Here is a 12,671-nt window from a genome sequence, read left to right on the forward strand (position 1 = left end):
GCCATGCGCGGGGCCAAAGATCACCCTTCGGGGAGAAGGGCGATCTGGTTGCCGGGATAGCGCACAAGGCGCCCGGCCAGATCAAGCTCCAACAAAATGAGCTGGACTTGACTGGCGCCGATGCCGGTATGGCGAACGAGACTATCAATATCGACAGGGCTTGGACCGAGAACATCCACGATGCGGTAACGTTCTTCATCCGTCATGAGCGCTGGCATCTCGTCCAGAGGTTCTTCCATTCGGTTGAGATCGTCAGGCGGCGGAACATCGGCGGCAAAGAGGTCTTTCGGTCGCATGATGGGATTGAGCGCCTCAATGACGTCGTCTACGCCTGTAACCAGTGTTGCGCCCTGTTTTAGAAGTGCATTGGTGCCGCGGGCGCGTGGGTCGAGCGGAGAGCCGGGCACGGCAAAGACCGTGCGGCCCATTTCGCCCGCCATGCGTGCGCTGATGAGCGAACCGGAGCGTTCCGCCGCCTCAACGACGATGAGGCCGAGCGAAAGCCCGGCAATGATACGATTGCGGCGTGGAAAATCGCGAGATCGCGGTTCTGCTCCCATGGGCATTTCCGTAATCAGAGCGCCGTCATGTTCCGGGATTGCGCGATAGAGCGGCAGGTTTTCAGGCGGGTAGGGGCGATCCAGTCCTCCGGCCAGCACGGCGACTGTGCCGCTTGTCATGCTGGCCTTGTGCGCGGCCGCGTCAATGCCCCGCGCCAAGCCGGAAATCACCGCAAAGCCTGCATCCCCGAGATCGCGAGCCAGCTTTTCAGTAAAGCGCGCACCCGTAACAGAAGCATTGCGCGAACCGACGATGGCGATGGGTGGCTTGCGGAACACTTTTTCGCTGCCTTTGATGATCACCAAAGGCGGCGGCGCTTCGCAGTTTTTCAGTTGCTGCGGATAATCTGGTTCGCCCATGCCGACGAGGCGCGCGCCATGACGCTCGATTGCCTCCAGCTCACGCTCGGCATCTTCCATCGGCGTAATGCGAAGCGGTCTGGTGCTGCCGCCGCGAATATTGAAATCGGGCAGTCGCTCCAGTGCATTGGCGGCAGAGCCGCAAAACAGGATAAGATCGCGAAAGGTAACCGCACCGATATTATCGGTGCGAATAAGGCGTAGCCAGTTCAATCTCTGGCGATCTGAGAGGCGAATTCCGGTTTTCGAATTCGCGCCCTCCATCACCCCTTGGCTCCGATACGGCTTTCGGTGCCATTCAGAAGTCGCTTTATATTTGCGTGATGCTTGAAGAAGATGATCACTGTCAGCACGGCGAACAGGCCTGCAATCGCGTGGTCACCTTTGAAATAAAGGCTGATCGGCACGATGACACTGGCGAGAAGGGCGGATAGCGACGAGTAGCGCGTGACGATTGCCGTCACGATCCACACAGCGGCAAAAATCAATGCGCCGGGCCATGCGAGGCCGATCAGGATGCCGAGATAGGTGGCAACACCTTTGCCGCCCTTGAAACCGATCCACACTGGAAAGAGGTGGCCGATAAACGCGCCGAAACCGGCAGCAATCGCGGCTGCTTCGCCATAGCGCGACGCAATCAGCACCGCAAAGGTGCCTTTCAGCGCATCAAGAATGAGCGTCGCGGCGGCGAGCTTCTTGTTACCGGTGCGCAGCACATTGGTCGCGCCGATATTGCCCGAGCCGATGGACCGCACATCGCCCAAGCCCGCCAGTCGGGTCAGGATGAGCCCGAAAGGAATGGAACCGAGGAGATAGCCGAAAATAAGTGTCGCGACGAGCACGAGATTAAAGAAACCGGTTTCGGCCATATAGATTCCCTCTGGCTTTTATTTTTTTCCATGGTCCCGAGGAGCATTCCCCCTCTCGGGACCATGGATTCTTATGCCGAATACACGGTCTTGCCGGCGACTATAGTGCGGACTACGCGCCCCTGGAAGCGGGCGCTTTCAAAACAGCTGTTCTTCGAAAGCGAATGCAGGTCTTCCTCACGCACGATCCACGGCTCGTCGAGATCAACGATAGCAAGATCAGCCGAAGCGCCGGGCTTGAGTGTGCCTGCATCCAGACCGAAAATCTTGGCCGGGGCGGTAGACAGCACTTCAACCAGACGCAGCAGCGGGATGCTGTCATTGTGGTAGAGGCGAAGCGCAGCACCCAGAAGCGTTTCCAGACCGATGGCTCCAGCTTCTGCATCCGAGAAGGGCAGACGCTTGGTGTCGACATCCTGCGGATCATGGGCGGAGACCACAATATCGATCGTGCCGTTCTTGACCGCTTCGACCATGGCAAGCCGGTCCTGTTCGCTGCGCAGCGGCGGCGACAGGCGGAAGAAGGTACGGAACTCACCAATGTCGTTTTCATTGAGCGACAGGTGATTGATCGACACGCCAGCCGTCACCTTAGCACCGAGATCCTTGGCGCGACGCATGGCGTCGGCAGACATGGCGCAGGAAAGCTGCGCCGCGTGATACTTGCTGTTAGTCAGCGCGGCGAGGCGCAGATCGCGCTCCAGCGGAATGACTTCGGCTTCACGCGGGCTTCCCGACAGGCCGAGCCAGCTCGCGAACAGGCCCTCATTCATCACGCCGGTTGCGCCGAGATAAGGATCGCGGGTCTCGCAGGCGATGACCGCGTTGAAATCACGGGCATAGGTCAGCGCACGGCGCATCAGCTGCGTATTGGCAATGGTCTGGCGACCTTCGGTGAAGGCGACAGCGCCCGCATCGCGCAGCAGGCCGATTTCGGTCATTTCTTCGCCGTGCAGACCTTTGGTGATGGCTGCAGCCGGGTGCACATTGACGACGGCTGTATCGCGCGCAGTCCGCTTGACGAATTCCACCAGTGCCACATCGTCGATAACCGGATCGGTATCCGGCATCATGATGATCGAGGTAACACCACCGGCGGCGGCAGCGCGGCTGGCAGAAGCGATGGTTTCGCGATGCTCTGCGCCTGGCTCGCCGATAAACACCCGCGAATCGACCAGACCGGGGAGGACGGCCTTACCGTCCAGATCGATCATCTCCGCACCTTCCGGTGCGCCCTGATTGCGGGCATCCGCTCCAGCGGCAACAATCTTGCCGTCTTGGATCAACACACTGCCGACCTCGTCGAGACCGCGTGACGGATCAACGATGCGCGCATTTTCAAACAGAACCGCGCTCATGCTGCTTCTCCGTTGCTTGGATTCCGGCGCGGATCGAGCAGGGCTTCCATCACGGCCATGCGCACGGCGACGCCCATTTCCACCTGCTGCTGGATGACGCTCTGTGGGCCATCGGCGACATCGGAGGCGATTTCAACGCCGCGGTTCATCGGGCCCGGATGCATGACGAGCGCATCAGGCTTGGCGTGTTTCAGCTTTTCCTTGTCGAGGCCGTAGAAGCGGAAATACTCGCGCACCGAGGGCACGAAAGACCCGGCCATGCGCTCACGCTGCAAGCGCAACATCATGACCACATCGGCGTCTTTCAGGCCTTCTTCCATCGAGTTGAAGACTTCGACGCTCATATCCGCCATGCCGGAAGGCAGAAGCGTGGATGGTGCGACGACGCGAACGCGCGCGCCAAGGGCATTGAGAAGCAGAATATTCGAGCGCGCCACGCGGGAGTGCAGCACATCGCCGCAAATGGCGACAATCAGGTTTTCGATCTGGCCCTTGGCGCGACGGATCGTCAGCGCATCCAGCAGGGCCTGTGTGGGGTGTTCATGCGCACCATCGCCCGCATTGACGACCGAGCAGCCGACTTTCTGGGCGAGCAGGGCGGCAGCACCGGCTGACGCATGGCGGATGACCAGAATATCCGGTTGCATCGCGTTCAGCGTCATCGCCGTATCGATGAGCGTTTCGCCCTTCTTGACCGACGAATTGCCGACCGACATGTTCATCACGTCGGCACCGAGCCGTTTACCGGCCAGTTCGAACGACGATTGCGTTCGCGTCGATGCTTCGAAGAAAAGATTGATTTGCGTGCGACCGCGCAGCACGGACTTTTTCTTCTCTGGCTGCCGGGATACGGCGATTTCCTGATCTGCAAGATCGAGGAGACAGAGAATGTCCAGGGGCGATAGCCCCTTGATGCCAAGCAGGTGGCGGTGAGGGAAAAGCGGAGAGACCGGTTCTTTTATCATGGCAAGTCACCCGTATAGGACCATGAGGGAGGTCCCGCAACCGTCCTTATAACGGCATATGCCGATTCCCCAAGAAAAACCTGTGCCGTCCCAGCAAGAAATTCGGGAAAGGAAGGCAAATTTTTAGCAAATTGGATGCAAGAGGACTAAGTTACCCCCAAACGAACAGCACGGAATGAGCCTTTGAAAACGCACGAAGTCACGAACCAGACGCCATCCATGGCAGGCACCAATGCATATCTGGCCGATCCGCTTCTGATGCAGATCGCGGCTCGTTTTCCGAAAGAGCTTCATAATGAGCTGGAGCAGACAGGGCGTTTCGTGCTTTCGGCAGAAGCGCAGGATCTGGCGCGGCTTGCCAATACGGAACTGCCAAAGCTGCGCACGCATGACCGGCAGGGCAACAGGATCGATCTCGTCGAATACCACCCGGCCTATCACGCGCTGATGCGCCGTTCGATCGCAAATGGCCTGCATTGCTCGATCTGGGAGGATAATCCGGCTGAAACCGGCCGCCGTCATCAGGCCCGCGCCGCGCGTTTCTACCTGACGGCGCAGCTTGAAGCAGGGCACCTTTGCCCACTCACCATGACAAGCGCCTCCCTTGCAGCCGTGATGGGCGCACCGGAGATTTATAATGAATGGTCGCCGGCGGTCCTATCGCGAAAATATGACTTTTCGCAAAAGCCTGCGTTGAGCAAAAACGGTGTCACGCTCGGCATGGGCATGACGGAAAAGCAGGGTGGTACGGATGTGCGTACCAACACCACCCGCGCGACGGTCAATGAGGATGGCACCTATACAATCACCGGGCATAAGTGGTTTATGTCCGCGCCAATGTCGGATGCATTTCTGGTTCTGGCGCAAATTGATGAGCAGCTTTCCTGTTTTCTGGTTTCGCGTCTTGACGCTGAGGGTAAAGGCAACGGCTTTGCTTTCCAGCGCCTCAAGGACAAGCTTGGCAACAAGTCCAATGCCTCTTCGGAAGTCGAATTCGATGGCGCTATCGGCCACCTGATTGGCAATCCGGGCGAGGGCGTTAAAACCATCATGGACATGGTGACGCTGACGCGGCTCGATTGCGCTGTTGCATCCGCAGGCCTGATGCGCTCGGGTCTGGCTGAAGCCGTGCACCATTGTCGCCATCGAGAGGTCTTCGGCAAGCCGCTGATCGTACAGCCTTTGATGAGCCGAGTTCTGGCAGACATGGCGCTGGATGTTGCCGGAGCCACGGCACTTTCGATGCGTCTTGCCCGTGCCTTTGATATGGCCGCCAGCGACCGCGCCGAAGCAGCTTTCGCCCGCTGCATGACGCCGGTGGTCAAATATTGGGTATGCAAGATCGCGCCTGCGCTGCTTTACGAAGCCATGGAATGCCTTGGCGGCAATGGCTATATCGAAGAGGGCAATCTGGCGCGCGCCTATCGCGAAGCGCCGGTCAATGCGATCTGGGAAGGCTCCGGCAATGTCATGGCGCTGGACGTGGCGCGCGTGCTGTCGCGTGCGCCCGGCTTGTTTGACGAAGTGCTGGAATGGATCGGCGGTCAGCTTGGCCCGCGCGGGCAGGGAACCATCGACGTGTTGCGTGCAGCCTTACAGCTGACAGAGACCGATCAGGGCGTTGCGCGACTTCTGACGGAGCAGCTTGCCTATGCGGCTGCTGCGGCAGAGTTGCGCCAGCTCGGCGCTGACGACATCGCCGACGCATTTATCGAAACGCGCCTTGGCGGTCAGTGGCGCAGCACGTATGGCATGCTCGACGCGCGCCATGACGCAATGCGCATTCTCGATCAGCTTTATCCGGCGTCGTAGTCGTCGTCGCCTTCCGACCGCCTGATCAGATGCAGGCGGTCAAGCGCGCCTTGCAGGATGAAGGCAGCGGCTGCCGAATCGATGCGTTCGGCACGCTTGCCGCGTGAAACATCCATACCGATCAAAGCGCGCTCGGCGGCAACGGTGGATAGCCGTTCGTCCCAGAACACGAAAGGCAGGTCGGTGAGCGGCTGCATGGTGCGCACAAAAGCGCGGGTTGCCTGAACACGGGGTCCGGAAGTGCCGTCCATGTTCATTGGCAAGCCGATCACGATCACGCCGACTTTATCCGTCTCTAGCGCCTTCAAAAGTGCTTGCGCATCCAGCGTGAATTTCACGCGCTTGATGACGGGACGTGGATTCGCAAAGGAAAAGCCCAGGTCCGAAACGGCAAGCCCGATGGTCTTGGTGCCAAGATCCAATCCGGCAATCGTCTGTCCGGGCTTGAGCAGTGCCGGAATTTCCTCGATTTCAACGACAGCCATAAGTCCTCATCGGAATTTGAAGTCTCTTCATATTGCTTTCAACTTTATGGGCGTCATATCTGTTCTCAACCCGGAAATCGAGATCGAAGGAGAATCTTCATGAAACTGACCTGGCTCGGCCACGCCGCCTTCCGTATTGAAACTGCACAAGCCGTCATCCTCATCGATCCGTTCCTGAACGGAAATCCCGGTGCAAAAGGCATCGATTTCAAGGAAGCGACCAAGGGCGTCACCCATATTGCATTGACCCACGGTCATGGCGACCATATCGGCGACACCGTTGCCATCGCCAAGGAACATGGCGCAACGGTTATCGCCAATGCCGATCTGGCAAGCTGGCTCGGCACACAGGGCGTCGAGAAGCTGGAGATGGGCAATACCGGTGGCACACAGACGCATGACAGTTTCTCGGTCACTTTTGTCAACGCGCTGCATTCCTCGGCATTTCTGACAGAAAACGGTGTCTCGCAGGCGCTCGGCAACCCGAATGGTCTGGTGTTCCATTTCGAGAACGACCCAACGCTTTATCACATGGGCGATACGGATATTTTCTCCGACATGGCGCTCATCAACGAGCTGCACCAGCCAGAAATCGGCATCGTGCCGGTTGGTGACCGCTTCACCATGGGCGGCGCGGTGGCGGCCTTGGCTTGCCAGCGTTACTTCAATTTCAAGGCCGTACTGCCGTGCCATTACGGCTCGTTCCCAATGATCGACCAGACGGCAGACAAGTTCATTGCTGGCATGGCCGACCATCCGGGCACGAAGGTTCTGGCGGATCCAGCAGGCACCGTTCACAGCTTCTAAACCCCGTTGAAGTGCAAGAAATGTTGCGCTTCAACAATCGCGCCGTTATAGCCGTAGCAAAGAACCTTCAGGGTGGCGGTTCGCCGCCCTGATCTAGCATTTGCGGAGAACAGAATGTCCGTCGATATTTCCACCGTCAAACGCGTCGCGCATCTCGCGCGTATCGCCGTCAGTGAAGACGATGCCGAGCGCATGACCGGTGAACTCAATGCAATTCTGGGCTTTGTCGAGCAATTGAACGAAGTCAATGTCGATGGCGTCGAGCCGATGACCTCGGTGACGCCGATGAATATGCGTCTGCGCGACGACAAGGTGACTGATGGCGGCATTGCTGATGCCGTAGTCGCCAATGCACCGGTCACGGAAGACAATTTCTTCGTCGTTCCCAAGGTCGTGGAGTAAGTCATGGCCATTCGGGTTTCGATCGAGACCCCGTTGCAAGACGATGTGCGCGAGCTGGTGGAACACCTGAACGCGCATATGCTGCCGCTGTCACCACTGGAATTCCAGTTCAAGATGACGGTCGAGCAGATGGCGGAGCCGGACACGACGGTTTTCGTGGCGCGCGATGAAGACGGCAAGGCCGTCGGTTGCGGCGCCTTGAAGATGCACGAAGATGGCACCGGTGAACTAAAGCGTATGTTCACCCGTCCGGAAGTGCGCGGCAAACGCGTGGGTTCCGCTCTCGTTGATGCGATTGTCGGGCTGGCCAATGCGAAGAATGTTTCGCGCCTTGTGCTTGAGACCGGGACTGGCCCCGGTTTTGCCGGTGCCTGGCGGCTTTATGAGAATTCGGGTTTTACGCGCTGCGGTGTGGTTCTGGACTATCCGGACTCCGAATACAGCGCTTTTTTTGAAAAGCGTCTCTTCGAGGCGCACTGACAGGATTTGACGATGAGCGAACTGACCGCACTGACCATTGCCGAAGCGCGCGACAAGCTGAAGGCCAAGGCCATCACCGCGACCGAGCTGACCGATGCCTATCTTGCCGCTATCGACACCGCCAATGAAGCACTCAATGCCTATGTGACGGTTACGCATGATCAGGCGCGTTCCATGGCCAAGGCCTCGGATGAACGCATCGCCAAGGGCGAAGCAGGCACGCTGGAAGGCATTCCGCTTGGTGTGAAGGATCTGTTCGCGACCAAAGGTGTGCATACGCAGGCTTGCTCGCACATTCTCGACGGCTTCAAGCCGGAATATGAATCGACCGTCACCGCCAATCTGTGGGCGGACGGCGCGGTCATGCTGGGCAAGCTCAACATGGACGAATTCGCCATGGGCTCGTCCAATGAAAGCTCCTATTACGGCCCCGTGAAAAACCCTTGGCGCGCCAAGGGCTCGAATGCCGATCTCGTGCCGGGCGGTTCGTCCGGTGGTTCGGCTGCTGCCGTCGCCGCGCAGCTTTGCGCCGGTGCCACCGCAACCGATACCGGCGGCTCGATCCGCCAGCCTGCCGCCTTCACCGGCACGGTTGGTATCAAGCCGACCTATGGCCGCGTATCGCGTTGGGGCACGGTTGCCTTCGCCTCGTCGCTTGATCAGGCTGGTCCGATTGCCCGCGACGTGCGAGACGCCGCTATCCTGCTAAAGTCCATGGCCTCGCTCGACCTCAAGGACACCACCTCGGTCGATCTGCCGGTGCCGGATTACGAAGCAGCTATTGGCAAGTCGCTGAAAGGCATCAAGATCGGTATTCCGCGGGAATATCGCGTCGATGGCATGCCTGGCGAGATCGAAGAATTGTGGCAGAAGGGCATTCAGTATCTGAAGGATGCCGGTGCTGAAATCGTCGATATTTCGCTGCCGCACACGAAATATGCCCTGCCAGCTTATTACATTGTCGCACCGGCGGAAGCTTCGTCCAACCTCGCGCGTTATGACGGCGTGCGCTATGGCCTGCGCGTGCCCGGCAAGGACATCGCCGACATGTACGAGCAGACCCGCGCAGCTGGCTTCGGCAAGGAAGTGAAGCGCCGTATCGTTATTGGCACCTATGTGCTGTCGGCTGGCTATTACGACGCCTATTATCTGCGCGCCCAGAAGGTTCGCACGCTGATCAAGAAAGACTTCGAAGACGTTTTCGCCAAGGGCGTGCACGCTATCCTCACGCCTGCGACGCCGTCGGCTGCATTTGGTCTTGCTGATGAAGACCTCGCCAACGATCCGGTCAAGATGTACCTCAATGACATCTTCACTGTCACGGTGAACATGGCCGGTCTTCCAGGCATCGCCGTACCTGCCGGTATCAACGAGCATGGCCTGCCGCTCGGCCTTCAGCTGATCGGTCGCCCGTTCGAGGAAGAAACGCTGTTTCAGGCAGCCCATGCCATTGAGCAGGCTGCCGGGCGCTTCACCCCGGCCAAATGGTGGTAAAAGTAGATACTTCAATTCGCCGGGGCTTCCCCGGCGAATTTGTTTCCATGGCTGCTCTTGCGGTCAGGGCATGGGAAATTCCTGCAAAGACAGGTCCCTTAAGCGATCAACGTCGTGCAGAGCTGGAAGCTAACTTCCTTGGTTATCTGCATGAAAATGCCGATGGCGTTCTTTTAGCGGAAGCAAACGGGAAAATTCTCGGCTGGGGCGCACGAATTCCCAGCAGCAACTATATTGCCGATCTCTGGATCGATCCGCCGTATCATGGGCAGGGTATCGGTGGGTGCATTCTTGATACGCTGATGGCGCAAATTCTGCTCGACGGTTTCGATGCCGCAACGATCGGTACGCATGCCGATAATCTTCCCGCCATTGGTCTCTACGAGAAAATGGGCTTCCGTATCGAGTGGCGGGGCGAGGAAGCCTCTGTCAGCATGGGGCGCGTCGTTGAAAAAGTGCGCATGCGCGCAACGTTTTAAACCATCGTTGGTTGCCGAACAGTCCCACGCGCCTATCCTTCTAGAAAGAACCAGATTTTAGAAGAGGAGGGCTATCATGTGGATCATGCTGACGGATGTGAGCGGCGAAAAACTCGCAATCAATTTCAACCACGTTCTGTCTTACAATGCCTATGGCACCGGCACCCGCATTCTGACGATGAGTGCGGATCAGACTTTCTTCGTCAAAGAATCGCTGGAAGATATCGAGTCGCGACTGGGTATCGACGCGAAAGCATAAACATCAGTCTTTTCAAATCATTGGAATATCAGGCTCAGATATGAAAAGAGCGGCGGCGGGCCGGAACCAGCGCACCGCTCTATCCATGTTGAGCGTCGTCTAGATGTCGAGTTCTTCCACGAAAGCGGCGCGATCCGTGATGAAGCGGAAGCGGGCTTCCGGCTTGGTGCCCATCAGTTCATCGACCGTATTGCGGGTTTCATCGATATAGTCTTCATCCACCTGCACCCGCAGCAGCGTGCGCTTCTTCGGGTCCATCGTGGTTTCCTTCAACTGCTCGGCACGCATTTCGCCGAGGCCTTTGAAGCGACCGATTTCCACTTTGCCGCGCCCGGTAAACATGGTGCGCATCAGCTCGTCTTTATGAGCTTCGTCGCGCGCATAAGCCGTCTTGCCGCCCTGGCTCAGGCGGTAAAGCGGCGGCACGGCCAGATACAGATGGCCGTTGCGGATCAATTCCGGCATTTCCTGATAGAAGAAGGTGATCAGCAGCGATGCGATATGCGCGCCGTCCACGTCAGCATCGGTCATGATGATCACGCGATCATAGCGCAGATCATCTTCGCGATAATTCTTCCGCGTGCCGCTGCCCAGCGCCTGAATGAGATCGGCAATCTGCTGGTTGGCGGTCAGCTTTTCACGACCCGCACTGGCGACGTTGAGAATCTTGCCCCGCAGCGGCAGGATTGCCTGTGTGGCGCGGTTACGCGCCTGCTTGGCAGAACCGCCTGCCGAGTCACCTTCGACGATGAACAATTCTGCGCCAGCAGCAGCATTTTGCGTGCAATCGGCGAGCTTGCCGGGCAGGCGCAGCTTGCGCGTTGCGCTTTTGCGGACGGTTTCCTTTTCCTGACGACGGCGCAGTCGTTCTTCCGCCCGATCCACGACCCAGTCGAGCAGGCGCGAGGCCTCCTGCGGCGAGGCGGCAAGCCAATGGTCGAACGGATCGCGGATCGCGTTTTCCACGATGCGCTGCGCTTCCACCGTCGCAAGCTTGTCCTTGGTCTGACCGACGAATTCCGGCTCGCGGATAAACACCGACAACATGCCCGCTGCCGACACCATGACGTCATCCGTCGTGATGATCGAAGCCCGCTTGTTATTGGTCAGCTCCGCATAGCCCTTAAGACCGCGCGTCAGCGCGATGCGCAAGCCAGCTTCATGCGTGCCGCCGTCCGCGGTCGGAATCGTATTACAATAAGAATGAACAAAGCCGTCGCCGCCGAACCACGTGACCGCCCATTCGACCGCGCCATGTCCGCCCTGCTTTTCGGTCTTGCCGGCAAAAAGCTCGCGGGTGACCTGATGTTCCTTGCCGAGCGATGCCTGAAGATAATCCTTCAGACCACCGGGAAAGTGGAATACGGCCTTTTCAGGCGTTTCCTTTTTCGGATCGAGCAGCGACGGATCGCAGTTCCAGCGGATTTCAACGCCGCCGAACAGATAGGCCTTCGACCGTGCCATGCGATACAGCCGGTGCGGATCGAAATGAGCCGCCTTGCCGAAAATATCCGGGTCCGGATGAAAGCGAACACGCGTGCCGCGGCGATTGTGTACTTCGCCTGCATCTTCCAGCCCGCCCTGCGGAATACCGCGCGAAAAGCGCTGGCGATAAAGGCGACGGTTGCGCGCGACTTCCACTTCAAGCACGTCGGATAGCGCATTGACCACCGAAACGCCGACGCCGTGCAGGCCGCCCGATGTTTCGTAGGCCTTGCCGTCAAACTTGCCGCCGGCATGCAGCTTGGTCATGATGACTTCGAGCGTGGATTTTCCCGGCACCTGCGGGTGCTCGTCAACCGGAATGCCGCGCCCATTATCAGAAACGGTGATGAAACCTTCGGCATCGAGGCTGACTTCGATGAAGTTTGCATGTCCTGCAACGGCTTCGTCCATCGAGTTATCGATGACTTCCGCGAACAGGTGATGCAGCGCCTTTTCATCGGTGCCGCCGATATACATGCCGGGGCGCAGACGTACCGGCTCCAGCCCTTCGAGAACGCGAATGGACGAGGCGTTGTAATCATCGCCGCCGGATGACACTGGTGGCGCCTTGGTCGTGACCGGCTTTGCGGCCTGTGGAGCAGGTGCGGAAGGCAACGGCGTCGCCACAGGCGGTGCGACGGGTTGAGGCGCGGCGCTCTTTTCCGTACGCCGTTCCACCTGCCGCTCCCGGGCGTTATTCACCACTCTTGAAAAGAGATCGTTGCTGTCGTCCATCTTTGCCCGATAAGCTCTCTGTCAGAATTTCAGGAAGGACCATGCGGCTTGGCGCCTGAGCATGGACCGAAAATATACTGTCTGCGAATCATCTGAATGATGCCATGCGCAGCCATGAAAG

At 58.5% G+C, this 12,671-nt stretch carries 13 protein-coding genes; 7 read left to right on the forward strand and 6 right to left on the reverse strand.

What is annotated here, in order from left to right:
- Nucleotides 1-20: 20 nt before the first annotated feature.
- The 4 genes from dprA to FHW00_RS03805 form a co-directional block, all read right to left on the reverse strand.
- Nucleotides 21-1,187 (reverse strand): DNA-processing protein DprA, encoded by a 1,167-nt coding sequence (gene dprA, locus FHW00_RS03790; RefSeq protein WP_078336957.1) that lies wholly within the window; start codon nt 1,185-1,187, stop codon nt 21-23.
- The gene (gene plsY / locus FHW00_RS03795) at nt 1,184-1,789 is read right to left on the reverse strand and encodes a glycerol-3-phosphate 1-O-acyltransferase PlsY (protein WP_078336958.1); all 606 of its coding nucleotides are present in this window, start codon (nt 1,787-1,789) and stop codon (nt 1,184-1,186) included. The genes dprA and plsY overlap by 4 nt, the downstream gene beginning before the upstream one ends.
- Before the next feature lie 71 nt (nt 1,790-1,860).
- Nucleotides 1,861-3,147 (reverse strand): dihydroorotase, encoded by a 1,287-nt coding sequence (locus FHW00_RS03800; protein WP_078336959.1) that lies wholly within the window; start codon nt 3,145-3,147, stop codon nt 1,861-1,863.
- Complete coding sequence (locus FHW00_RS03805) at nt 3,144-4,112, reverse strand: aspartate carbamoyltransferase catalytic subunit (protein ID WP_078336960.1); 969 nt, start codon at nt 4,110-4,112, stop codon at nt 3,144-3,146. Before FHW00_RS03805 ends, FHW00_RS03800 begins: the two co-directional genes overlap by 4 nt.
- Before the next feature lie 183 nt (nt 4,113-4,295).
- Between FHW00_RS03805 and FHW00_RS03810 the strand changes: the two genes are divergently transcribed.
- Nucleotides 4,296-5,924 carry an acyl-CoA dehydrogenase family protein gene (locus FHW00_RS03810; protein ID WP_078336961.1) on the forward strand — a complete coding sequence of 543 codons (1,629 nt, stop codon included), beginning with the start codon at nt 4,296-4,298 and terminating at the stop codon, nt 5,922-5,924.
- On the opposite strand, the gene ruvX is transcribed toward FHW00_RS03810, so the two are convergent.
- Entirely contained in the window at nt 5,909-6,409 is a 501-nt protein-coding gene (gene ruvX, locus FHW00_RS03815) for a Holliday junction resolvase RuvX (protein ID WP_078336962.1), read from the reverse strand. The genes FHW00_RS03810 and ruvX overlap by 16 nt on opposite strands.
- Nucleotides 6,410-6,508: 99 nt before the next feature.
- Here ruvX and FHW00_RS03820 point away from each other — a divergent pair, with 99 nt between their 5' ends.
- From FHW00_RS03820 to FHW00_RS03845, 6 genes are all read left to right on the forward strand, one after another.
- Nucleotides 6,509-7,216, forward strand: coding sequence for a metal-dependent hydrolase (locus tag FHW00_RS03820; protein ID WP_078336963.1), 708 nt, complete (start codon nt 6,509-6,511; stop codon nt 7,214-7,216).
- A gap of 114 nt (nt 7,217-7,330) precedes the next feature.
- On the forward strand, nt 7,331-7,618 hold the full coding sequence (gatC, locus tag FHW00_RS03825) for an Asp-tRNA(Asn)/Glu-tRNA(Gln) amidotransferase subunit GatC (protein ID WP_078336964.1): 288 nt from the start codon (nt 7,331-7,333) through the stop codon (nt 7,616-7,618).
- 3 nt (nt 7,619-7,621) lie between these two features.
- Nucleotides 7,622-8,098 carry a GNAT family N-acetyltransferase gene (locus tag FHW00_RS03830; protein ID WP_078336965.1) on the forward strand — a complete coding sequence of 159 codons (477 nt, stop codon included), beginning with the start codon at nt 7,622-7,624 and terminating at the stop codon, nt 8,096-8,098.
- A 12-nt stretch (nt 8,099-8,110) separates the two neighbouring features.
- A complete protein-coding gene (gatA, locus tag FHW00_RS03835; RefSeq protein ID WP_078336966.1) occupies nt 8,111-9,592 on the forward strand; it encodes an Asp-tRNA(Asn)/Glu-tRNA(Gln) amidotransferase subunit GatA in 1,482 nt (493 codons plus the stop codon).
- Between the two features lie 47 nt (nt 9,593-9,639).
- Nucleotides 9,640-10,071: a GNAT family N-acetyltransferase gene (locus FHW00_RS03840; protein ID WP_445557850.1), complete on the forward strand. Its 432-nt coding sequence runs from the start codon at nt 9,640-9,642 to the stop codon at nt 10,069-10,071.
- Nucleotides 10,072-10,147: 76 nt separating this feature from the next.
- A complete protein-coding gene (locus FHW00_RS03845; RefSeq protein ID WP_078336968.1) occupies nt 10,148-10,330 on the forward strand; it encodes a hypothetical protein in 183 nt (60 codons plus the stop codon).
- Nucleotides 10,331-10,429: 99 nt separating this feature from the next.
- Here the strand turns inward: FHW00_RS03845 and parE are convergent, their stop codons facing one another.
- On the reverse strand, nt 10,430-12,550 hold the full coding sequence (gene parE / locus FHW00_RS03850) for a DNA topoisomerase IV subunit B (protein ID WP_078336969.1): 2,121 nt from the start codon (nt 12,548-12,550) through the stop codon (nt 10,430-10,432).
- Nucleotides 12,551-12,671 lie beyond the last annotated feature (121 nt).

Source organism: Ochrobactrum sp. P6BSIII, assembly GCF_014138065.1.
Classification (GTDB): Bacteria; Pseudomonadota; Alphaproteobacteria; order Rhizobiales; family Rhizobiaceae; genus Brucella.